The sequence below is a fragment of the Saccharopolyspora sp. 6V genome (assembly GCF_020176785.1).
GTDB lineage: Bacteria > Actinomycetota > Actinomycetes > Mycobacteriales > Pseudonocardiaceae > Saccharopolyspora_C > Saccharopolyspora_C gregorii.
On sequence record NZ_JAIUKB010000092.1, the window covers coordinates 1,150 to 22,981 of the forward strand.

A 21,832-nucleotide genomic window follows, 5' to 3' on the forward strand; every position below is an offset into this window, starting at 1 on the left:
GACGCCGACCCGCTCCCGCTGACGATTCCCGGAGTGAACGGACCGTTCGTCCGATCTAGTTGGTCGAACGGTCCGTTCACTCGAAGGTCGAAGGGCGCGGGGTGACCTCGGTGGCCGGGCGGCCCGCACCAGCTTCCGCCCGGCCACCGGGAACCATCCGGCGGCGCGCCACCGGATGGAGCTCTGGTCAGCTCTTGTCGGCCGGGTCCTTCGGCTTCCCCTGGAGCGCCTGGTTGCGGGCGCTGAACGAGCGGCCCAGCGCGGCGACCTCCGCCTCCATCTGCGGCATGATCTTGCGCAGCGACGGCGCCATCAGCCGGGCGACGAGCTTCGAGGACGGCAGGTTGCGCAGCCAGTGCATCAGCATGATCGAGCGCGGCACGTACACCCGGCGCGAGCGGCGCTCCACGGCGTTCGCGAACGCGGTGCCGCACTTCTCCACGGTGGTGGTGGCGTGCATCGGCCAGGGCAGCCGCTTGCGCATCTCGCTGTAGCTGCGCAGGTCGGTCTTCATGTCGCGCACCAGGTCGGTGTCGATCCACGACGGGTGCGCGGTGCCGACCGCGACGCCGAGGTGCTGGGTCTCGGAGTGCAGCGCGCTGGCCAGCGCGTCGGCGCCCGCCTTGCTCGCGGTGTAGGCGGCCATGCCACCGATCGGCGCGAACGCCGACAGCGAGGACACGATCAGGACGTAGCCGCGCTGCTCGATGATGTGCGGCAACGCGAGCCGCGCCGTGTGGAAGACGCCGTTGAGGTTCACGTCGACGGTCTTGGTGAACCCGTGCGGGTCCCCGTTGAGCACGGTGCCCAGCGGCGCGATGCCGGCGTTGGCGATCACCGCGTCGAGCCGGCCGTGGGCCGCGATGGTGCCGTCGATGGCGGTCTGCAGCGAGTCGGGGTCGGTGACGTCGGCCTCGAACCAGGTGTGGCCCCCGCCGAGTTCGGCGGCGACGGCCTTGAGCTCGTCGGGTTCGAGTCCGATCAGCGACAGCGTGGCGCCGCGTCGGGCGAGTTCCCGCGCGGTCTGCGCTCCGATGCCGCGGGCGGCACCGGTGATGAGGACGACTTTGCCGGGCGTCGTTGACGGCATGCGCGCTCCCGATTTCCTGGGCGGACCTTCACCTACTCCGAAGTAGCCTACCGCCAGTAGCTTACTTTCGGTAGGTCCAGCGACGCGCGCGGAACCGCACCGGAGCGAGGTGGAGTGAACGGACCGTTCGTCCAACCGGACCGGACGAACGGTCCGTTCACCCGGGGCACCCGGAGATCGCCGAGACGCCGGCGCCGCCCCGCTGGATGCGGAGTGAACGGACCGTCTGACCAACGGGATGGGACGAACGGTCCGTTCACCCGGGATCCGGTGCGCGGGGAGCCGTCGGTGCCAGGAGCGGCGAGGGCATCGAGTGAACGGCCCGTTCGTCCAAGCGGATGGGACGAACAGGCCGTTCACCCGCGGTCATGGCGAGGCCGGCCTCGGGCGGAGGAGGGACGAGGAACGCGCAGCGAACGGCCCGTTCGTCCAACCGGACCGGACGAACGGTCCGTTCACCACGGGCTCAGAGCGCGGCCAGCTCGGCGCGCTCCCCGTCGTGCTCGTCGAGGACCCGCTCGGCCAGCGCGCGCATCTGCGCGGCGGAACCTTCCTGCATCTCGGCCTGGGCGAGCTGCTCGGAGCAGCCGTAGAGCTCGGAGACCGCCTGCTTGAACGGGGCGGTGAACTCGGTGCCGCGCGCCGTGCGCAACCGCTCCACCAAGTCGGGGTGCGGGAGCCCGGACTGCTCGTCGTCCTCGGTGACGAGGTCTTCGGGGGCGCTGCCGGACGGGGCGCCTTCGACGGCGGTGAGCCAAGCGGTCAGCTCGTCGGCCTCGGCCTGCCGCTCCGGTGCGATGCGCTCGGCGAACCGGGCGGCCCGCGGGTCGCCGGACTCGCGGGCCAGCGAACTGATCTCCAGCAGCAGCTGGTGGTGGGCGAGCAACCGGCGGGCGAACTCCTGGTCGGTGCCGGTGTGCGAGGCGTCCTCGGGTTCCTCGACGCCGGGGTCCTCGTCGTCCGACACCTCGTCCCCGTCGGTCGCGTCGTCCTCGACCCGACGCGGCGCGGCGGGCGCGGGCGGTGGGGGAGCGGGCTGTTCCGCGGGGCCGCAGCCGGTGAGCACGAGTCCGCAGGTCAGCGCGGCCCCGGCGAGCACCCGCAGCCGGGCTCGCGGCGCGGACGGCCCCGGCCGGTCGCGCGGCCGCGACCTGGGGGAACGATCGAACGAGGTTCGCTGCACGTCCGCCCTCTCCCGAGCTGGTGATCGTCTCCGGCCGGTCGGCGGCCGGGCTGTCGGGCTCCAGGCTAACGATCGGGGAGCCCCCTGCCGCCAGGGTGCGCCGACGTCGTGTCCGACGCGCGGTGTCGCCTGCCTCTCACCGCAGGTGACCTTGCGCGAAGCGATGACTAGGGTGGCTACGGCCCGGCCGCAGGAGCACGCGGCGGCCGGACTACTATCCGCAGACGGCAGCGATCGTGCCGGGCGCAGGCCACCTGATTCCTGGGCGCGTCGCAGCCGACGCGCCGACCCGACCGGGTCGGGCGGTCCCGCCAGCGGGTCCGCGCAATCACGAGGAACAGTGCAGGAGGCACCGTGACGGCCGTCGCGCCACAGCCGATAGCCACGCGCCCCTATCCGGCGCGCCAAACGGTCAAGGGGTCGTTCCTGGCGCGGATGTTCCGCACCACCGACCACAAGCAGATCGGCATCCTCTACCTCGTCACCTCGATCGCGTTCTTCATCGTGGGCGGGTTGATGGCGATGCTGATCCGCGGGGAGCTGGCCGTTCCCGGGATGCAGTTCCTGTCCCAGGAGCAGTACAACCAGCTGTTCACGATGCACGGCACGATCATGCTGCTGCTGTACGCGACGCCGATCCTGTTCGGCTTCGCGAACTACATCCTGCCGCTGCAGATCGGTTCGCCGGACGTCGCGTTCCCGCGGCTGAACGCGTTCGGCTACTGGCTCTACCTGTTCGGTGGGCTGGTCGTCGTCAGCGGGTTCCTGCTGCCGGGCGGTGCCGCGGACTTCGGCTGGTTCGCCTACACCCCGCTCTCGGACGCCCTGCACTCGCCGGGCCACGGCGCGGACTTCTGGGTCGCCGGGCTGGCCGTCTCCGGTCTGGGCACCATCCTCGGTGCGGTCAACATGATCACCACCGTGGTCTGCTTGCGCGCACCGGGCATGACGATGTGGCGGATGCCCATCTTCACCTGGAACATCCTGGTCACCAGCGTGCTGATCCTGATGGCGTTCCCGATCCTGACCGCGGCCCTGATGGGTCTGCTGGCGGACCGGCAGCTGGGCGCGCACGTGTTCGACCCCGCCAACGGCGGCGTCATCCTGTGGCAGCACCTGTTCTGGTTCTTCGGGCACCCGGAGGTCTACATCGTGGCGCTGCCGTTCTTCGGCATCGTCTCGGAGATCTTCCCGGTGTTCAGCCGCAAGCCGCTGTTCGGCTACACCGGCCTGGTGTACGCGACGCTGGGCATCGCGGCGCTGTCGGTCGTGGTGTGGGCGCACCACATGTACGCGACCGGCGCGGTGCTGCTGCCGTTCTTCTCGTTCACCACGTTCCTCATCGCCATCCCGACCGGCATGAAGTTCTTCAACTGGATCGGCACCATGTGGCGCGGCCAGCTGACCTTCGAAACGCCGATGATCTTCAGCGTCGGGTTCCTGGTGACGTTCCTGTTCGGCGGTCTGACCGGCGTGCTGCTGGCCGCCCCGCCGATCGACTTCCACGTCTCGGACACGTACTTCGTGGTGGCGCACTTCCACTACGTGCTCTACGGCACCATCGTGTTCGCGACCTTCGCCGGGATCTACTTCTGGTTCCCGAAGATGACCGGCCGCATGATGGACGAGCGCCTCGGCAAGCTGCACTTCTGGCTGACGTTCATCGGCTTCCACACCACGTTCCTGGTGCAGCACTGGCTGGGCAACGAGGGCATGGTCCGGCGGTACGCGGACTACCTGGAATCCGACGGCTTCACCGCGCTGAACACGCTGTCCACCGTGGGTGCGTTCATCCTCGGTGCCTCGATGCTGCCGTTCCTGTGGAACGTGTTCAAGAGCTACCGGTACGGCGAGATCGTCGACGTCGACGACCCGTGGGGCTACGGCAACTCCCTGGAGTGGGCCACGTCCTGCCCGCCGCCGCGGCACAACTTCACCGAGCTGCCCCGGATCCGGTCCGAGCGCCCGGCGTTCGAGCTGCACTACCCGCACGTCGCGGAGCGGATGCGCCTCGAAGCGCACGTCGGCCTCACCGGCAAGCCGCTGGCGCACGCCGCCCCCTCGGAGAAGGCCGCCCAGGCCGTCACGCCGCCCGAGCAGGGCGGGGACCGCGACGCCAGGGAGAAGTGACCGCACCCACCGGCGGCACCGCGGGAGCGCAACGTGACGTGCGCGCTACCGCCGCACCGCACCGCTGTGCCAAGGTGAGTCGGCTCTGAAGTACGAGCCCCGGGGGGCCCCAGGTCTGCCGGGGTTTCTCGTGTTCCCGACCGGAAAGGAGTGCCGGCAGCCGTGAGCACGCCGAAACCCACCACCGTGCTGATCACCGTGACCGGGCAGGACAAGCCGGGGGTCACCTCCGTGCTGTTCGCCGCCCTCACCGCGCACGGGGTGGACATCGTCGACGTCGAACAGGTCGTCATCCACGACCGGCTGGTGCTCGGCGTGCTGGTCTCCACCGACGGCGACGCCGAACACCTCCAGGAAGCCGTCGAGCAGGCCATGGCCACCGTCGGCATGGCCGTGGACGTGCTGATCGGCGCGCCCGACGGCGACCCGGCGAAGCGGGCCGCCACGCACGTCGTCGTCGTGCTCGGGCACCCGGTGTCCGCCCGCAGCTTCACCGAGGTCGCGCGCCGACTCGCCGCGATGAACGTCAACATCGACTCCATCCGCCGCGTCGCCGACTACCCGGTCACCGGGCTCGAACTGCAGGTCACCGCCCCCGACTCCAGCGACGAGATGGGGGCGCTGCTCACCTCCGAGATGGGCGACCTGTCCGCCGGGCTCGGCGTGGACGTGGCCGTCGAGCGCGCCGGGCTGACCCGGCGGGCCAAGCGGCTCGTCGTGTTCGACGTGGACTCCACGCTCATCCAGGGCGAGGTCATCGAGATGCTCGCCGCCAAGGCCGGCTGCGAAGAAGCGGTCCGCGAGGTCACCGAGCGCGCCATGCGCGGCGAACTGGACTTCGCCGAGTCGCTGCGGGAGCGCGTCGCCGTGCTCGAAGGGCTGCCCGCCACTGTGCTCGACGAGGTCGCCGCCGACCTCGAACTCACCCCCGGCGCGCGCACCACCGTGCGCACCCTGCGCAGGCTCGGGTTCCACACCGGCGTCGTCTCCGGCGGGTTCACCCAGATCATCGACCACCTCGTCGCCGAGCTCGGGCTGGACTTCAGCGCCGCCAACGAGCTGGAGGTCGTCGACGGCAAGCTCACCGGCCGCGTCATCGGCGAGATCGTCGACCGGCCCGGCAAGGCCCGTGCGCTGCGCCGGTTCGCCGCCGAGTTCGGCGTGCCGTCCGGGCAGTGCGTCGCCGTCGGCGACGGCGCCAACGACATCGACATGCTCTCCGCCGCCGGGCTCGGCGTCGCGTTCAACGCGAAACCCGCGCTGCGCGAGGTGGCCGACACCGCGCTGTCCCACCCGTTCCTCGACGCGATCCTGTTCGTGCTCGGCGTGACCCGCGCCGAAGTGGAACTCGCCGACGCCGAGGACGGCGTGCTGCGGCGCGTTCCGCTCGAAGCGTGACCCGGAACCCCGTCCGCGTCGCGGTCGTTGACGGGTGGAGATCACGAGTCGAACGGAGATGACCGACGTGGACGAGGTGTCCTTGCGCATCGAGGCGGCCCCGGAGAAGGTCTGGGACCTGCTCGCCGACATCACCCGGATGCCGGAGTGGAGTCCGGACCTGTGGCGTTGCAGCTGGCGCGGGAAGGTGCGGGAACCCGTCGCCGGGGCCAGGTTCATCGGCTTCAACAAGACCGGTTTCCCGACGCCGAACGTCATCGAGAGCGCCGAACGCGGCCGCGAGTTCTCCTTCCGCACCACCGCGCACGACACCGTGTGGCGCTACCTGCTCACCCCGGACGGGGACGGCACCGTGGTGACCGAGCAGCGCGACACCTCGAAGAGCAAGAAGTTCGTGGTGAACACGCTCAACCGGCTCGCCGGGGGCGAGGAGAAGCTCGCCGCCTCGTTCCGGGGCGGGATGGAGAAGACGCTGCAACGGCTCAAGGCCACCGCGGAGGCGTGAGCCCGGAGCCGGTGGACCGTTCGCCCCGCACGAACGGTCCGCCCGCGCCGCCGGCCGCCGCGGAATGAGAGATCCGTCGCCACCGCCGCGGCCCGGGAGCAGGGGACAATCGGGGTGTGCCCGACGTGCTCGACCCCCTGCTCACCCGCTACGCCTCCTGGCTGGCGATGCCCACCGAAGCGACCGCGGACACCTCCGACGAGGACCCGGACGAGGTCGTGCTGATGCCGATGGTGCTGCGCATCGAACGCGGCACCCCGCCCGGCCGCACCGCGCTGCTGGAGGCGGCGGCCTCCGCCGCGCTCGCGGTGTGCCTGGACGAGCGGGCCGAGCCCGGCGGGGAGTGGCACGAGCAGCTGCACCGCTGGACCTCCGGCCGCATCCGCAAGGTGTCCCGGCGGGCCCGCGGCGCGCACTGGGCCGCCGTGCAGGACCTCCCCGGCCGCACCGTCGAGGTGGACGGCGCCGAGGTGCGGGCGTTCCTGCCCTCGCGCGTCGCCGACATGCCGAAGGAGCTCACCCGGCTGCAGATCTCCGGCAGCGAACTCGACGCCGACGAACCGGGCCCGCCGCGCCCGGACGCGCCGGTGCTGTGGCTGAACCCGCACGTGCCGATGAGCGCGGGCAAGTCCGCCGCGCAGGTCGGGCACGCCACCATGTTCCTCGCCGCGCTGCTGCACGGCGAAGGCCGCGCCCACGAGGTGGCACGCTGGTCGGCGGCCGGCCTGCCCTGCTCGGTGCGGACCGCGGACCCGGCGACCTGGGCGCGGCTGCTGCCCGGTGACGACGCGGAGACGGCGTGGCGCCGCGACGGCGTGGCCGCGGTCCGCGACGCCGGGTTCACCGAGGTCGACCCGGGCACCGTGACCGTCCTCGGGCAGTGGCGCTGACGGTTCCCGCGGCGCGGGTCCGCGCCGGTCACCGGGGCGCCGCGCCGAACGTAGTCCGCGTGCTCGACCTTCGGGATTCCCCTGTGCCGCAACGGTTCCGCTCCTGGTCCTTGGGCGCTCGACCGAACGCTTGCTAGGGTCGATACCCCACCAGGCTCCTTCCACGCGACGACGCGGGAGAGGGGAAGTCCGTTGCGCCACGGCATCGTGCTGTTCACCAGCGATCGCGGGATCACCCCGGGCCAGGCCGCGCAGGCGGCCGAGCAGGCCGGGTTCGACACCTTCTACGTCCCCGAGCACACCCACATCCCGATCAAGCGCACCGCCGCGCACCCCGGCACCGGCGGCGCCGACCTGCCCGACGACCGCTACCTGCGCACCCTGGACCCGTGGGTGAGCCTGAGCTCGGCCGCCGCGCTCACCACCCGGATCGAGCTGGCCACGGCGGTGGCGCTGCCCGTCGAATCCGACCCCATCGCGCTCGCCAAGACGATCGCCTCGCTCGACCTGCTCTCCGGCGGCCGGGTCGTGCTGGGAGCCGGGTTCGGCTGGAACACCGACGAGCTCGCCGACCACCAGGTGCCCGCGCACCGGCGCCGGACCGCGCTGCGCGAGCATCTGGAGGCGATGCGCGCGCTGTGGACCGAGGAGGAGGCCGAGTACTCCGGCGAGTTCGTGCGCTTCGGGCCGTCCTGGGCCTACCCGAAACCGTCCCGCATCCCGGTGCTGATCGGGGCGGGCGCCGGGCCGAAGACCTTCGCGTGGATCGCCGCGCACGCCGACGGCTGGATCACCACCCCCGCCGACACCGACGTACCCGGCGGTGCGGACCGGTTGCGGACGGCCTGGGCCGAGGCGGGCCGGGCGGGCGCACCGGAGATCCGCGTGCTGGCCACCCGGAAGCCCACGCCGGACCTGCTCGCGGAATGGGCCGACTGCGGTGTCGCGGAAGCGATCTGGGGACTGCCCGACGCGCCCGCCGACGACGTGCGGAGCTACTTGGCGCGGCACGCCGAACGGCTCGGCATCGGGCGGTCCTGACCCGTTCGAGCAGCGCCCCGGCGCTTCGGTGAGGGTTCTCCCGTCGAACGCCGAGCGACGCGCCCGCGGACGCGCCGGAGGCGCTTCACTCGGTGCCCGGCGGCGGAGACCTGCGGAGACCGGCGCGAGGGGGCGGGTGGACCGCCCGCCGGCCGCGTCGATCGCCCCAGGGGGGCGACCGGGGCCGTGGAGCCCGCGGGGCGGGCCCCGCGACCACCGAGGGGAGTGCGGCGAAGCGCTGGGCCGGAATCACCCGGTCCAGCGCTTCGCGTCGCCCGATCAGCGGTGGTGCCGCCGGAACTCACGCCGCCGAACTCCGGGTCGTCGCCGAGCATCCGCTCATCGCCGGACTCCCGGTCGCCGCCGATTTCCCGGTCGCCGCCGATTTCCCGGTTGTCGCCGATGTGCCGGTTGTCGCCGGGCTCCCGCTCGTCGCCGACCATCCGATCGCCGCCCGAACGCCCGATGGCCGCCCGATCGCCGCCGACGTCGCGAACGCCGCGCCCGGCTCGTGGCAGCAGCCGAGGGCCTGCCCGTTCCTCCTGCCCTTGGCGGAATCGCGCGCCGAGGGGTTCCCCGGTCCGTCGCCGCGCCTCGCCTCGCTCCCGATCACCTCGTCCGTAGCGTCCGGGGTGAACGTACGAAGCGACCCGAAAGGAACCCCGCATGCGCAAGACGCTGACCACCCTGGCCCTGTGCACCGCCGCCTTCTCCGCGCTCGGCGCGGGTACCGCGCTCGCCGAAGAAGTGGTGATCGGGCACTACGACACCTCCGCCGAGTGCTCCGACGTGCTCATGCAGCACGCCGCCGACGGTGACCCGGGCCCGCTGATGTGCGCGCCGACCACCGACGATCCGGAAGGTCCGACCGACCTCGTGCGCGGCTGAGAACCGGCGCCGGAACAGCCCGGCCTCGCGTCTCCGCACGAATTCCCCCGTCCACGCGGCGGGGGAATTCGTCGGTCAGCGGGCCGGCTCGTCGTCCCCGACTCCGCGCGCGGCGAGGGCTTCACCCAACTCGTCGGAGTGGCGCAGCGTGCGGACCAGGAACGGGACGGCGAACGCGCTCGGCGACCGGTCCGCGTTCCGGGCCCGCTGCGCCTCCCGCGTCTCCGCCGCGATGATCGACAGCGCGGCGACGGCCTGCAAGGTCAACCCCACGAGCAAGCCCACCCGCTCCGGGCGGACCCCGACGCGCCGCAGCGGCGACAACCCGCGCTCCACCGCCGACACCAGGTCGTCGACCCGGGTGGTCAACGTGAACAGGTTCGCCGCCGCGATCGCCGCCAGCAGCCGCAACGTCACCACGCCCGCCTGCTGCGCCCCCAGCGTCCACCACTGCAGGAGGAAGATCACCGCCAGCAGCGGCAGCAGCAGCCGGGACACCTGCCAGCAGCGCCGCGGCGGGATCCGCGCCACCGCGTAGCCCAGCAGCACCCCGGCCACCACCGCGCCCAGCGCCACCGGCGAACCCAGCAGGAAGATCAGCACCGCGAACGCCAGCAGCAGCACGAACTTCACCCCGGCCGGAGTCCGGTGCAGCGCGCTCGACCCCGGCTCGTACAGGCCGATCGGGCTCATCCGGCCAGCTCCCGGTAGTGCGCCAGCGCCGCCGCCGGGGCGTCGTCCGCGGCCACCCGGCCCTCGTCGATCACCACCACCCGGTCGAAGCCGTCCAGCAGGTGCAGGTCGTGCGTCACCAGCACCACCTGCTGCGGCAGCTGCTGCAGCAGCTCCACGAAGTGCCGCTTGTTGCGCAGGTCCAGCAGCGTCGTCGGCTCGTCGCACACCAGCACGTCCGGCTCCAGCACAAGCATCGAGCACAGCGCCAGCAGCTGCTTCTGCCCACCGGAGAGCTGGTGCGCCGGGTGCTCCGCGTAGCCGTCGAGGCCGTGCCGGGCCAGCACCTCCGCCGCCCGCCGCTCCCGCTCCGCCTTCGGCACGCCGTGCCTGCGCAGCGAGAACGCGACGTCCTCCCCGGCCGTCGGCATCACGATCTGGCTGTCCGGGTTGGTGAACACGAACCCGACCCGGCGGCGCACCGCCCGGCCCTCCCGCGCCGGATCCAACCCGTCCACCAGCACCCGCCCGCGCGTCGGCGACACCAGCCCGTTGATCATGCGGGCGAGGGTGGACTTGCCGGACCCGTTCGCCCCCACGAACGCGACCCGCTTCTCCGGCAGCCGGAGGTCCACGCCGTCCAGCACCGCGTGCTCGCCGTAGGCGTGCCCGACGCCCTCGAACTCGATCACTCCACTCGCTCCCACACCGTCGCCACGCCCAGCCCGCCACCGGAGGACAGGGCCGCCACCCCGGTGCGCGGCCCGTCCTCGCGCACCATGCGGCTGAACAATCGCACCACCAGGACCGCGCCGGACGCGCCCCAGGGGTGCCCGAGCGCGATGGCCCCGCCGTCCGGGGACACCGCGCGCTCGTCGATCCCGGCCGCATCGGTGCAGGCCAGCACCTGACCGGCGAACGCCTCGGTGAACTCGACCAGCTCCGGAGCGGGCCGGTCGCGCAGCACGTGCCGCAACGCGGGCACCGCGCCCAGGCCCAACCGGTTCGGATCGACCCCGCAGGTGCGCTCGGCCACCAGCCGCAGCCCCGGCACCCCGAGCCGGCGGCGCTCCCGCTCGCTGGTGACCAGCACGGCCGCGGCGCCGTCGCTGATCCCGCACGAGTTCGCCGCCGTCGCGGTGCCGTCCGCCGTGAACGCCGGGCGGAACCGGGCCAGCCGTTCCGGGGTGAAACCGCGCCGCGGCCGCTCGTCCCGCAGCCCGCTGACATCGACCAGCTCCGCGTCGAACCGGCCCGCGTCCTGCGCGGCGACCGCGCGCGCGTGGCTGCGCGCCGCGAACTCGTCCTGCCGCCGCCGCGACACGCCCGCCTCCGCCGCCACCACGTCCGCGGCCGGACCCATGTCCGGATCGCCCACCTCGGCGGGCGCGAACGGGGCGCGCGAGTAGAACCGCGGCGGCTCCCCCGCCGACCGGGGCCGGTGCGCCCGCCACGGCGCCGTCGACGCGCTCTCCACCCCACCGGCCAGGTAGCGCTCCCCGGCACCGCCGCGCACCAGCGCCGCCGCCGCCACGATCGCGCTCAACCCGCTCGCGCACTGCCGATCCACCGACATGCCCGGCATCTCCAGGTCGAGCCCGGCGCGCAGCGCCGCCACCCGCGCCGGGTTCCCGCCCGGCCCCAGCACGTTGCCCAGCAGCACGTCGTCCACCGAATCCAAGCCCGAATCCCGCAGCACCGCCGCCAGCACCGGGGCGGCCAGCCGATCCACCTCCCAGTGCTTCAACGCGCCGCCGACCTCGCCGACGGGGCTGCGGCGGGCGGCGATCACCACCGGTTCGCGATCGCTCACGCGGGCACCTCCGCGTCGAGCGCACCGTCCCGCAGCAGCCGCGCCACCTCGGCCCGCGCCGGTTTCCCCGCCGGAGTGCGGGGCAGCTCGGGCAGCACCAGCCACCGCCGCGGGCGTTTCGCCGGCTCCAGGCGCCGGGTCGCGTCCCGCAGCCGCGCCCGCGTCGGCGGTGATCCCGGATCGACCTCCAGCACCGCGGTCACCAGCGCGCCCAGCCGCCGATGCGGCGTCCCCGCCACCACCACGTCCAGCACCCCGCCGACCGCGCGCAGCACCGCCTCCACCTCTTCCGCGGCGACCAGGTGCCCGCCCGTGCCGATCACCGACCCGGCGCGGCCCAGCACCGTCACCGTGCCGTCCTCGTGGCGCACCGCCCGATCACCCACCCCGCGCCAGCCGGGCTCGGCGGGCACGAGGACACCGCCGCGCAGGTGGCCGTCGCAGACCAGCTCGGACCGCGCCCACAACGCACCCGGCACCTCCGGCGGGAGGGACGCGCCGGACTCGTCGCGCACGTCCACCTCCACCACCGGGCGCAGCCGCGGCTCACCGCGCCGCACCGCCACCAGCGACAGCTCCGCCGCCCCGTAGTACTCCAGCAGCTCGCACCCCGGCAGCACCCGGTGCAGCCGAGCTTCCAGCTCCGCGTCCACCGCCGCACCACCGCACACCACCAGCCGCAGCCGGGGGCGCGGTTCCGGCTCGCGCTCCCACACCGACAGCAGCGCCGCCAGCATCGCGGGCACCACGTGCACCACCGTCGCGTCCCGGCACGCCGCGGCCGCCGCCGTCGCCGACCAGCGGCGCAGCAACCGCAGCGACGCGCCCCCGTGCAGCGCGTGCACGGCGCCGAACAGGAACAGCGAGGAGCTCAACGGGCCCGGCACCAGCACCGCGTCGTCCGGGCCGAGCGGCACGTCCAGCGCCCGGAAGCTCTCCGACCAGGAACGCCGCGACCGCACCAGCACCTTCGGCACCCCGCTGCTGCCCGACGTCGTCGGCAGGTAGAACCAGGTGCGCTCGTCACCCCGCCGCGCGACCGGATCGCCCGGCTCCGGCGCGCCCGAGACCACGACCTCCGGGGCCGCGTCCGCCATCACCTCGTCCCGCCGCGACCAGTCCGGATCCACCACCAGCGCCGCCGCGCCCGCCAGCTCGGCCCCCAGCAGCCAGCACAACCGGTGCACCGGATCCGGTTCGTCCACCGCGACCCGCCGCACGCCCGCCAGCGCCCGCGCCGCACCGTGCGCGCGACGCCGCAGCTCCGCGCCGTCCGAGGCCACGTCGCCGCAGGTCACCCGCGAGATCAGTGCCGGGAGCATTCAGCGCCGCGCCCCGGCCGGCGACGACGGCAGCGCCCGGTGCACCGCCGCCGCCACCAGCGACACCAGCACCAGCTTCACCGCGTCGCCAGGCACGAACACCAGCGACTGCACGGCCGCCGCACCCAGATCACCCGTGAACGCCGCCCAGTACGGGATGCCGATCAGGTAGTCCGCGGCGATGCCCGCCAGGTTCGCGGCCAGCAGCAGCGGCAACCCGGGCCGCGGCAGTCCGCGCTGCACGATCAGCCCCACCACGACCGCCGAGAGCAACCAGCCGATCACGAACCCGCCGCTCGGGCCCGCGAACGGGGCGATGCCGCCCCGCCCACCGGACAGCAGCGGCAGCCCGATCGCCACCAGCGCCAGGAACAGCAGCACCGAGGCGCCCGCCCGGCGCGCCCCCAGGATGCTGCCCGCCAGCAGCGGCCCCATGTTCTGCAGCACCACCGGCACCGCCGCGCCCGCCAGGTACAGGCCGGGGAACAACCCGAGCACGGCGATGAACGCCGCGAACACCACGGTCCTGGCCAGGTCCGCGGCCGGTTCGGTGCGCTGCGCGGGCACGACGCCTCCTCATGAGGATCAGGGGATCGGCGTCAACGTACCCGCAGGCGGGGCCGGGGCGGAAAGACCTGCGCCACATCGTGGACACCCGGCGACCCGTGCACGAGCTCAGCCCGCCGCCGCGTTCAGCCGCGTCAGCGCACCCCGCACCACCTGCGGATCGTGCGTCGTCCAGAACGGGGGCAGCGAAGCCCGCAGGAACCCGCCGTAGCGGGCGGTGGCCAGCCGCGGGTCGAGCACCGCGATGACCCCCCGGTCGTGCGAGGACCGCAGCAGCCGCCCAGCACCCTGCGCCAGCAGCAGCGCCGCGTGCGTGCCTGCCACGGTCAGGAAACCGTTGCCGCCGTGCGCGGAGACCGCCTTCTGCCGCGCCGAGGCCAACGGGTCGTCCGGTCTGGGGAACGGGATCCGGTCCATCACCACGAGCTGCAGCGAATCCCCGGGCACGTCCACCCCCTGCCACAGCGACAAGGTCCCGAACAGGGACGTCGCCGGGTCGGCGGCGAACTTGGCGACGAGCTGCGCCGTGTTGTCCTCGCCCTGGCACAGCACCGGCGTGCCGAGCCGCCCCCGCAGTTCCTCGGACGCCTGCCGCGCGGCCCGCATCGAGGAGAACAACCCGAGGGTGCGGCCCCCGGCGGCCTCGACGAGTTCGGTGAGCTCGTCGAGGTATTCCGGCGGCAACCCGTCCCGCCCGGGCTGCGGCAGGTGCCGGGCGACGTAGAGGATCCCGCTGCGCTGGTGCTCGAACGGCGAGCCGACGTCCAGCCCCGTCCACTTCGGGCCACCGGAGTCGGACGGCACCTCCTTGCCGCTGGCCATGCCCGCGGCGGGGGAGGCGGTGCGCTCGGGCGGCAGCCCCCACTGCCGGGCGAGGGTGTCGAAGGACCCGCCGAGCGCCAGCGTCGCCGAGGTGAGCACCGTCGTGCGTTGCCCGAACAGCCGTTCCCGCAGCAGCCCACCGACGCCGAGCGGCGCGACCTTCACCGCGGGCGCCCGGTTCGGTTCGGCGGCGACCCACACCACGTCGCGGCGCTGCCCCTCCGGCTCGTCGAAGGCGTCGAGCAGCCGCACCGCGTTGTCGTGCACCTCTTCGGTGACGGCGAGCGCGAGCTTGCGGGCGCTGCTGCCGTCCGGGTCCTCCTTGCGCTCCGGCCCGAGCGCGGTGGTGCAGGCGGCCGCGGCGTCGCGCAACGCGGTGAGCGCACCGCCGAGCGCTTCGGGCATCTCCTCCAGCCGCTGCGGCCGGGCGTCGGCGAGGACGATCTCCAGCCCTTCGGCGGCCTCGTCGAGCCGGTCGGCGATGCCCTGGTCGATGGCACGCCCGCAGCGCCGCGCGGCGAGCTTCGCCTGGTTCGCCGACAGCTCGCCGGTCGCGGCGGAGGTGACCCGGTCGACGAGGTCGTGCGCCTCGTCGACCACGACGACGTCGTGCTCGGGCAGCACCGGCCGGTCGTCGAGGGCGTCGATGGCCAGCAGCGCGTGGTTGGTGACGACGACGTCGGCGCGGCCCGCCTCACCGCGGGCGCGTTCGGCGAAGCAGTCGGTGCCGATGGGACAGCGGTGCACGCCGAGGCATTCCTTCGCGGTCACCGACAGCTGCCGCCACGCCTGGTCGGTGACGCCGGGCACCAGCTCGTCGCGGTCCCCGGTCTCGGTCTCGGTGGCCCATTCGCGGACCCGCTTGACCTGGCGTTCCAGCGCGGAGGCGGCGAACGGGTCGAACAGCGCGCCCTCCTCCGGTTCGGCTGGAGCGCCGCCCTCGACCCGGTTCAGGCACAGGTAGTTGCGGCGGCCCTTCAAGATCGCGAAGGTCGGCGGCCTGCCGAGCGCGTCGGCGAGCGCCTTCGACAGCCGGGGCAGGTCGCGGTCGACGAGCTGGCGCTGCAGGGCGATCGTGGCCGTCGAGATCACCACGGTGGTGGCGGCGGCGACGGCGTGCCGGATCGCGGGCACCAGGTAGGCCAGCGACTTCCCGGTGCCGGTCCCGGCCTGCACGGCGAGGTGCTCGCCGGAGGCGATGGAGTGCTCGACGGCCGCCGCCATCCGCGACTGGCCCTCGCGTTCGGAGCCGCCGACGGAGCTCACCGCCAGGCCCAGCAGCGTCGCCAGGTCCGGGATCCGCTCCGGTGGTTTCGCCGTGATCGGTTCGTCCCGGCGCTGCTTGCGGCGTTCGGGCGGTCCCTGCGACGCCAGGTCGGCGGCGATCTCGGGTGGGAGCTCGTCATCGTCGTCGAGCGCGAACACGTCCGGATCGGACCACTGCGGAACAGAACCTGGCACGCCCGGCAACGCTACCGGCCACCTCCGACGCCCCGAGCGGGTGCATCGGGCCGTGCACCCGACGTCACGCCACCACCGGGGTCCCCGTGGCGCGCACCCCCGCCGCGCGCAGCTCGTCCAGCGCCGCGTCGACCGTGGCCCGCGCGACGCCCGCCGTCAGGTCCAGCAGCACGGTCGTCGCGAACCCGGCCGCCGCCGCGTCCAACGCCGTCGCCCGCACGCAGTGATCGGTCGCGATGCCCACCACGTCCACCTCGGTGACCCCGCGCTCGGCCAGCCACTCGGCGAGGCCGCGGCCGTCGCCGTCGACGCCCTCGAAACCCGAGTAGCCGTCGTCGAAACGTCCCTTCGAGAACACGGCCCGCACCGGACCCACCTCCAGCTCCGGGTGGAACGCCGCGCCCGCCGTGCCCGCCACGCAGTGCACCGGCCAGGACCGCACGTAGTCCGGCTCCGAGCTGAAGTGGCCGCCCGGGTCCACGTGGTAGTCGCGGGTGGCGACCACGTGCGCGTACTCGGACTCCGCCACGTGCCGGGAGATCGCCGCCGCCACCCCGGCCCCACCGGCCACGGCCAGCGCGCCGCCCTCGCAGAAGTCGAGCTGCACGTCCACGACCAGCAGCGCGCGCACCGCAGCGCTCATGCCGTCTCCTCCGCCTGGAACACCGTCGGGATCGCGGGCTCCCCGCTGGACAACTTCAAGCCCTCCCACGGCAGGCTCACCAAGGCGTGCCGCAGGCGCTCCCGATTGTCCTCCAGCGTCGGCAGGTCCTCGACCCGCTCGCCACCGCGGACCAGCGGGATCGGCACCACCCGGTCGTGCGGGCCCGCCTTCGGGTCCTCGAAACCGCGACCGGTGCGGAACACGACCTCCTCCAGCGCGGTGCCCGTGTCCTTGTGCCTGCGCAGCGCCGACTTCGTGCCGCCGCGGGACTCCTTGTGCGTGCTGCGCTTCGCGACCGGCCGGCCCTCCACGTCGGTCAGCTTGTAGACCATGCCCGCCGTCGGCGCCCCCGAACCGGTGACCAGCGATGTGCCCACCCCGTAGCCGTCCACCGGTTCCGCGCGCAGCGAGGCGATCGCGTACTCGTCCAGATCGCCGGACACGACGATCCGGGTGCCCGTCGCGCCCAGCGAATCCAGCTGCTCCCGCGCCTGCCGCGCCAGCACGCCGACATCACCCGAGTCGATGCGCACCGCGCCCAGCCCCGGACCCGCCACCTCCACCGCCGTCGCGATGCCGCGCGAGATGTCGTAGGTGTCCACCAGGAGTGTCGTGTCCGCGCCAAGTGCGGCGATCTGCGACTCGAACGCGGCACGCTCGGAGTCGTGCAGCAACGTGAACGAATGCGCCGAGGTGCCCGCCGTCGGGATCCGGTAGCGGCGGCCCGCCTCCAGGTTCGAGGTCGCGGTGAACCCGGCCAGGTAGGCGGCGCGGGCCGCGGCCACCGCCGACTCCTCGTGGGTGCGGCGCGACCCCATCTCGATGATCCGCCTGCCGTTGGCCGCCGACACCATCCGCGCGGCCGCCGCGGCGATCGCGCTGTCGTGGTTCATGATCGACAGGATGACGGTCTCCAGGATGACCGCCTCGGCGAACGTGCCGCGCACCGTCAGCAGCGGCGAACCCGGGAAGTACAGCTCCCCTTCCGGGTAACCGTCCACGTCGCCGCGGAACCGGTAGTCGCGCAACCACGAGAGGGTGGTCTCATCGACCACATGATCCTCGGCAAGGCGCTCCAGCTCGGCTTCGTCGAAGCGGAAGTTCTCGATCGCCTCCAGCACCCGCTCCGTGCCGCCGACCACGCCGTAGCGGCGACCGTCCGGCAACCGCCGGGTGAACGCCTCGAACACGCACCGGCGCTCCGCGGTCCCATCCCGCAAGGCGCTGGCCAGCATGGTCAGCTCGTAATGATCTGTGCGCAACGCGGTACTGGCAGCGGCCGTCATGGATCAGAGGTTACGTGGCCGCGACCGCCCGCCCCCTCCGCAGGTCGTGCCCGAATTGACCGTGCGGTCGACATGCGCTCCGTGCCCGCGTGCGAACATGGGGACATGACCTCGCCCGCTGAACTGGAGCGCGCGCAACTGGAACCGGCTGAACTCGGAGACGAGGACAAGCCGTGGGTCACCGTGGTCTGGAACGACCCGGTGAACCTGATGTCCTACGTGACCTACGTTCTGCAGAAGATCTTCGGTTACAGCCGGGACCACGCGACCAAGCTCATGCTCGACGTCCACAACAAGGGCCGGGCCGCCGTGTCCTCGGGCGCCAAGGAGAAGGTCGAGGGCGACGTCGCGAAACTGCACGCCGCAGGCCTGTGGGCCACGATGCAGAAAGACTCGTGATCACGTGAACGGCTGGACTCGCAAGAACGGGCACGTCGTCGCCGAGCTCTCCCAGCAGGAAGCGGCCGTGATCCGGGGGCTCGTCGGCCAGATCAAGGACATGCTCACCGCGCGCGCCGAGGAGACGCCGCAGGACGAGCTCGCCGAACTCACCGGCATCCGCACCGGTCCCTCCACCCCGCCCGAGGACCGGGTCCTCGGACGGCTGCTGCCCGACTTCTACCGCCGCGACCCCGAAACCGGGGAGACCGACGAGGAGCAGCCCGAAGCCGCGGGCGCCATGCGCTCCCTCTACGAACCCGAACTGCTCGACGTCAAGACCGGCGTCGCCGCCGTCGTCCTCGACACCTGCCCCCGCGAAGGCGGCCGGGTCGTGCTCAGCGGCGAGCAGGCCGACAACTGGATGGCCGCGCTCAACGACGTGCGGCTCGCGCTCGGCACCGCACTCGACGTGCAGGACGACATGCCGGAGGAACCGCCGGAGGACGACCTGCGGCGGGAGCACCTCGGGGTGTACCAGTGGCTCACCTGGGTCCAGGACAGCCTGGTCGACGCGGTCTCTTCTTGAGGGAATTCTTCGTTCCCCAGCCTGATTTTCGGGTGGGGTGGCGGAACCCGCGGGTGGTCCTTTTGCTTTGGTGGTCGCTGCTCAGCGGCTTTGCCGCTGACAAGAGGTAGATCGGGCGGCGGGTTGCTCGGTCTCGGTTTCCGAGTCTCTCCCTGCGGCAGGATGGGGGGATGGCTGCCGGGACGCGGGATTCGATCGTGGACGTGGGCGGGGTGCTCGTCGGGCACCACCAGCGGCTGGACGAGCGGTGGGCCACCGGGACGAGCGTGGTGCTCACCCCCGGCGGCGCGACCGCCGCGGTGGACGTGCGCGGCGGCGGCCCCGGCACCCGCGAGACCGACGTGCTCGAACCGACCCACCTCGTCGCGCAGGCGCACGGCGTGGTGCTCACCGGCGGGAGCGCCTACGGGCTCGCCTCCGCCGACGGCGCGATGAGCTGGCTCGCCGACCGCGGCTACGGCCTCCGGGTCGGCGGGCACGCCCACGAAGTGGTGCCGGTGGTGCCCGCCGCCGTGCTGTTCGACCTGCCGATGGGGGACTGGGGCAACCGGCCCGGCGCCGAGTTCGGCCGCCTCGCCTGCGACGCCGCCACCGCCGACGAGTCCCGCGAGGGCAACGTCGGCGCGGGCGCCGGCGCCGTCGCCGGCTCGCTCAAGGGCGGCATCGGCACCGCGGGCGAGGTGTTCCACAGCGCGGCGCTCGGCATCGATGTCACCGTCGGCGCGCTGTTCGCGGTCAACTCCCTCGGCTCCGTGATCGACCCGGAGACCGGACTGCCCTGGGACGGCCACCCCGGGCTGCGCGCCCCCGCCGAAGCCGAGGTCGTCGCCGCCCGCGCCCGCACCGGGCCCACCGCGGGCCGCCCCTCCCGGCACGGCACCGCGTCCCGCCCCTTGAACACCACCATCGGCGTCGTCGCCGTCGACCTCGCGCTCACCAAGGCGCACTGTAAGCGGATCGCCGTCGCCGCCCACGACGGGCTCGCCCGGGCCATCCGGCCCGCGCACTCCCTCGCCGACGGTGACACGGTGTTCGCGCTCGCCACCGGGGAACGCGAGCCCGGTGCGCAGTGGGTTCCGGTGCTCGACGAGGTGTGCGCCGTTGCCGCCGGCGTGGTGCGCCGGGCGATCGTGCGGGCCGTGCTCGCCGCCGAACCCGTCGGCGAGGTGACGTCGTACACGAGCCTCTACCCCTCGGCGCGGGAATGAACCAAGGTGGGCGGACGTTGATCCCGCAAACGGCACCGGACCGCGGGAATTCCGCATGCTGGACACCGGTGCCCCACATAGTAGGATGGTGCCTGTGCTGGTGATTCGACGTGACCTCGTGGACGCGATGGTCGCGCACGCTCGACGGGACCACCCGGACGAGGCGTGCGGCGTCATCGCCGGTCCCGACGGGTCGGACCGCCCCGAGCGGCTCATCGAGATGATCAACGCGGAGCGCTCGCCGACGTTCTACCGGTTCGACTCCGGCGAGCAGCTCAAGGTGTGGCGGGGGATGGACGAGGCCGACGAGGAGCCCGTCGTCATCTACCACTCGCACACCGCCACCGAGGCGTACCCGTCGCGCACCGACGTCTCCTACGCCTCGGAGCCCAACGCGCACTACGTCCTCGTGTCCACCAGGGACCCGGAGACCCACGAACTGCGCTCCTACCGGATCCTCGACGGCGTGGTGACCGAGGAGCCGGTGCAGATCGTGGAGTCGTACATGTTCGCCCACACCGGCGCCGACGAGGTGCCCGACCAGGGCTGAGCCGCTCCCGCCGCCCCGCCGCGGCGGGTTGCGGCGTGCGCAAGTTCCGTTCAGTAGTCCTCGTGGACAGGGAGGTTCCCATCATGGCAATCAAGGTCTCGATCCCCACCATCCTGCGCAGCCACACCGACGGGCAGAAGTCCGTCGAAGCCAGCGGCAGCACCGTCGCCGAGGTCATCAACGACCTCGACAGCAAGCACGGCGGCCTCAAGGACCGCCTGGTCAAGGAAGGCTCGCTGCACCGCTTCGTCAACGTCTACGTCAACGACGAGGACGTGCGCTTCGCCGGTGGCCTGGAGGCCAGCGTGGCCGACGGGGACAACGTGACGATCCTGCCCGCCGTCGCCGGCGGCATGCGCTGATCTCCCACCGCCGCTGAGACAGGAGGCTCGTCGTGGCCCGCTACGACTCGCTGCTCGACGCGCTCGGTGACACCCCGCTGGTGGGCTTGCCGAACCTCTCGCCCGCCGCTGACGTGCGGCTCTGGGCGAAGCTGGAAGACCGGAACCCGACCGGTTCGATCAAGGACCGCGCGGCGCTGTCCATGATCGAAGCGGCGGAGAAGGAAGGCAGGCTCACCACCGGCTGCACCATCCTGGAGCCCACCTCCGGCAACACCGGCATCTCGCTGGCGATGGCCGCGAAGCTCAAGGGCTACGGCCTGGTGTGCGTGATGCCGGAGAACACCTCCGAGGAGCGCAGGCAGATCCTGCAGGCCTTCGGCGCGCGCATCGTGTCCTCGCCCGCGGCGGGCGGCTCCAACCAGGCCGTCGCGGTCGCCAAGGAACTGGCCGAGCAGAACCCGGACTGGGTGATGCTCTACCAGTACGGCAACTCCGCGAACGCCGACGCGCACTACCGGGGGACCGGGCCGGAGATCCTGCGGGACATGCCGGGCATCACGCACTTCGTCGCGGGGCTGGGCACCACCGGCACCCTCGTCGGCGTGGGCCGGTACCTGCGGGAGCAGAAGCCGGGCGTGCAGATCGTCGCCGCCGAACCGCGCTACGGCGAACTCGTGTACGGGCTGCGCAACCTCGACGAGGGCTTCGTGCCGGAGCTCTACGACCCGGACGTGCTGTCCCGGCGGTTCTCCGTCGGCTCCTACGACGCGTTGCGGCGCACTCGGCAGCTGCTGGAATCGGAGGGGATCTTCGCCGGGATCTCCACCGGGGGCGTGGTGCACGCGGCGCTCACCATCGGCGAGAAGATCGCCGCCGCCGGGGAGTCGGCGGACATCGTGTTCGTGGTCGCCGACGCCGGGTGGAAGTACCTGTCCACCGGTGCCTACGGCGGTACCCTCGACGAGGCCGCGCAGCGCCTCGACGGACAGCTCTGGGCCTGAGCCCGGCGAGCGGAAGGCCCATCCGAGCAC

22 protein-coding genes are annotated in these 21,832 nt (G+C 73.0%); 12 read left to right on the plus strand and 10 right to left on the minus strand.

The window, feature by feature from the left end:
• Nucleotides 1-187: 187 nt before the first annotated feature.
• Both LCD35_RS18135 and LCD35_RS30505 read right to left on the minus strand, forming a co-directional pair.
• A complete protein-coding gene (locus LCD35_RS18135) occupies nucleotides 188-1,090 on the minus strand; it encodes an SDR family oxidoreductase (protein ID WP_224959011.1) in 903 nt (300 codons plus the stop codon).
• 466 nt (nucleotides 1,091-1,556) lie between these two features.
• Nucleotides 1,557-2,273: a DUF305 domain-containing protein gene (locus tag LCD35_RS30505; RefSeq protein WP_225044509.1), complete on the minus strand. Its 717-nt coding sequence runs from the start codon at nucleotides 2,271-2,273 to the stop codon at nucleotides 1,557-1,559.
• Nucleotides 2,274-2,627: 354 nt separating this feature from the next.
• Here LCD35_RS30505 and ctaD point away from each other — a divergent pair, with 354 nt between their 5' ends.
• The 6 genes from ctaD to LCD35_RS18170 all read left to right on the plus strand — a co-directional run bounded on the left by ctaD (nucleotide 2,628) and on the right by LCD35_RS18170 (nucleotide 9,125).
• Nucleotides 2,628-4,403, plus strand: a complete 1,776-nt coding sequence (gene ctaD, locus LCD35_RS18145) for a cytochrome c oxidase subunit I (RefSeq protein ID WP_224959013.1) — start codon at nucleotides 2,628-2,630, stop codon at nucleotides 4,401-4,403.
• 162 nt (nucleotides 4,404-4,565) lie between these two features.
• On the plus strand, nucleotides 4,566-5,801 hold the full coding sequence (gene serB / locus LCD35_RS18150) for a phosphoserine phosphatase SerB (RefSeq protein WP_224959014.1): 1,236 nt from the start codon (nucleotides 4,566-4,568) through the stop codon (nucleotides 5,799-5,801).
• A 58-nt stretch (nucleotides 5,802-5,859) separates the two neighbouring features.
• Nucleotides 5,860-6,306, plus strand: a complete 447-nt coding sequence (locus LCD35_RS18155) for an SRPBCC family protein (protein WP_224959016.1) — start codon at nucleotides 5,860-5,862, stop codon at nucleotides 6,304-6,306.
• Nucleotides 6,307-6,422: 116 nt separating this feature from the next.
• Nucleotides 6,423-7,196 (plus strand): peptidyl-tRNA hydrolase, encoded by a 774-nt coding sequence (locus LCD35_RS18160; protein ID WP_224959017.1) that lies wholly within the window; start codon nucleotides 6,423-6,425, stop codon nucleotides 7,194-7,196.
• 192 nt (nucleotides 7,197-7,388) lie between these two features.
• Complete coding sequence (locus LCD35_RS18165) at nucleotides 7,389-8,237, plus strand: TIGR03619 family F420-dependent LLM class oxidoreductase (protein WP_224959018.1); 849 nt, start codon at nucleotides 7,389-7,391, stop codon at nucleotides 8,235-8,237.
• 666 nt (nucleotides 8,238-8,903) lie between these two features.
• Nucleotides 8,904-9,125 carry a hypothetical protein gene (locus LCD35_RS18170; protein ID WP_224959020.1) on the plus strand — a complete coding sequence of 74 codons (222 nt, stop codon included), beginning with the start codon at nucleotides 8,904-8,906 and terminating at the stop codon, nucleotides 9,123-9,125.
• A 75-nt stretch (nucleotides 9,126-9,200) separates the two neighbouring features.
• On the opposite strand, the gene LCD35_RS18175 is transcribed toward LCD35_RS18170, so the two are convergent.
• The 8 genes from LCD35_RS18175 to LCD35_RS18210 all read right to left on the minus strand — a co-directional run bounded on the left by LCD35_RS18175 (nucleotide 9,201) and on the right by LCD35_RS18210 (nucleotide 17,732).
• Nucleotides 9,201-9,818: an energy-coupling factor transporter transmembrane protein EcfT gene (locus LCD35_RS18175; RefSeq protein ID WP_224968044.1), complete on the minus strand. Its 618-nt coding sequence runs from the start codon at nucleotides 9,816-9,818 to the stop codon at nucleotides 9,201-9,203.
• Nucleotides 9,815-10,489, minus strand: a complete 675-nt coding sequence (locus LCD35_RS18180; RefSeq protein ID WP_224959022.1) for an energy-coupling factor ABC transporter ATP-binding protein — start codon at nucleotides 10,487-10,489, stop codon at nucleotides 9,815-9,817. The genes LCD35_RS18175 and LCD35_RS18180 overlap by 4 nt, the downstream gene beginning before the upstream one ends.
• Nucleotides 10,486-11,610 (minus strand): thiolase family protein, encoded by a 1,125-nt coding sequence (locus LCD35_RS18185; protein ID WP_225044510.1) that lies wholly within the window; start codon nucleotides 11,608-11,610, stop codon nucleotides 10,486-10,488. The genes LCD35_RS18180 and LCD35_RS18185 overlap by 4 nt, the downstream gene beginning before the upstream one ends.
• Nucleotides 11,607-12,932, minus strand: coding sequence for a class I adenylate-forming enzyme family protein (locus LCD35_RS18190; protein ID WP_225044511.1), 1,326 nt, complete (start codon nucleotides 12,930-12,932; stop codon nucleotides 11,607-11,609). Before LCD35_RS18190 ends, LCD35_RS18185 begins: the two co-directional genes overlap by 4 nt.
• Nucleotides 12,933-13,499, minus strand: a complete 567-nt coding sequence (locus LCD35_RS18195) for a biotin transporter BioY (protein ID WP_224959024.1) — start codon at nucleotides 13,497-13,499, stop codon at nucleotides 12,933-12,935.
• Between the two features lie 108 nt (nucleotides 13,500-13,607).
• A complete protein-coding gene (locus LCD35_RS18200) occupies nucleotides 13,608-15,644 on the minus strand; it encodes an ATP-dependent DNA helicase (protein WP_374108104.1) in 2,037 nt (678 codons plus the stop codon).
• Nucleotides 15,645-15,846: 202 nt separating this feature from the next.
• Nucleotides 15,847-16,425, minus strand: coding sequence for an isochorismatase family protein (locus tag LCD35_RS18205; RefSeq protein ID WP_255615171.1), 579 nt, complete (start codon nucleotides 16,423-16,425; stop codon nucleotides 15,847-15,849).
• Complete coding sequence (locus LCD35_RS18210; protein WP_224959025.1) at nucleotides 16,422-17,732, minus strand: nicotinate phosphoribosyltransferase; 1,311 nt, start codon at nucleotides 17,730-17,732, stop codon at nucleotides 16,422-16,424. The genes LCD35_RS18205 and LCD35_RS18210 overlap by 4 nt, the downstream gene beginning before the upstream one ends.
• 105 nt (nucleotides 17,733-17,837) lie before the next feature.
• Between LCD35_RS18210 and clpS the strand changes: the two genes are divergently transcribed.
• From clpS to LCD35_RS18240, 6 genes are all read left to right on the plus strand, one after another.
• Nucleotides 17,838-18,131, plus strand: a complete 294-nt coding sequence (gene clpS, locus LCD35_RS18215; protein WP_184477241.1) for an ATP-dependent Clp protease adapter ClpS — start codon at nucleotides 17,838-17,840, stop codon at nucleotides 18,129-18,131.
• 4 nt (nucleotides 18,132-18,135) lie between these two features.
• A complete protein-coding gene (locus LCD35_RS18220) occupies nucleotides 18,136-18,699 on the plus strand; it encodes a DUF2017 domain-containing protein (RefSeq protein WP_224959026.1) in 564 nt (187 codons plus the stop codon).
• Between the two features lie 170 nt (nucleotides 18,700-18,869).
• Nucleotides 18,870-19,907 carry a P1 family peptidase gene (locus LCD35_RS18225; protein ID WP_225044512.1) on the plus strand — a complete coding sequence of 346 codons (1,038 nt, stop codon included), beginning with the start codon at nucleotides 18,870-18,872 and terminating at the stop codon, nucleotides 19,905-19,907.
• A gap of 94 nt (nucleotides 19,908-20,001) precedes the next feature.
• Nucleotides 20,002-20,457 (plus strand): M67 family metallopeptidase, encoded by a 456-nt coding sequence (locus tag LCD35_RS18230; protein WP_308011279.1) that lies wholly within the window; start codon nucleotides 20,002-20,004, stop codon nucleotides 20,455-20,457.
• Nucleotides 20,458-20,540: 83 nt separating this feature from the next.
• The gene (locus LCD35_RS18235; RefSeq protein WP_224959028.1) at nucleotides 20,541-20,819 is read left to right on the plus strand and encodes a MoaD/ThiS family protein; all 279 of its coding nucleotides are present in this window, start codon (nucleotides 20,541-20,543) and stop codon (nucleotides 20,817-20,819) included.
• 32 nt (nucleotides 20,820-20,851) lie between these two features.
• Nucleotides 20,852-21,802 carry a PLP-dependent cysteine synthase family protein gene (locus LCD35_RS18240; protein ID WP_224959029.1) on the plus strand — a complete coding sequence of 317 codons (951 nt, stop codon included), beginning with the start codon at nucleotides 20,852-20,854 and terminating at the stop codon, nucleotides 21,800-21,802.
• Nucleotides 21,803-21,832: the final 30 nt, after the last annotated feature.